The organism is Pseudomonas persica (assembly GCF_900291015.1).
In the GTDB taxonomy this organism is placed as follows: domain Bacteria; phylum Pseudomonadota; class Gammaproteobacteria; order Pseudomonadales; family Pseudomonadaceae; genus Aquipseudomonas.
The window spans coordinates 1-266 of sequence record NZ_OLKL01000176.1 but is presented as its reverse complement, the minus strand read 5'-3'; the positions used below and the strand labels follow the sequence as shown (position 1 = coordinate 266).

At 55.3% G+C, this 266-nt stretch carries 1 pseudogene; it reads right to left on the bottom strand.

Annotated elements, in window-relative coordinates:
* Nucleotides 1-254 (bottom strand): annotated as a pseudogene (locus FQ664_RS26180) (hypothetical protein); the annotation flags it as partial.
* Nucleotides 255-266: the final 12 nt, after the last annotated feature.

Genomic DNA, 266 nt, shown 5'->3' with positions numbered 1-266 from the left:
CTCAAGAGATAGTGCATACCGCCAATCGAGAAGAACAGGCGTGCATGTTGTTCACTGAACAGCATCATGATGCCTTGGATTGCGTTGTCCACTTGCTGTCTGGCGATGAGTTGGATGCGGCCGTCCTGAAGTATCTTGGATTCGATGGTTTGAGCGTCAAGCTTACCCAGCGAGGGGAAAATGGCGGGGTCGAGGTTGGCGGTGACCCGGCCGGTGCCGTTGGTCCTTGCATCTTTGGCCAGTGACAAGGACAACGAGCCATCCAC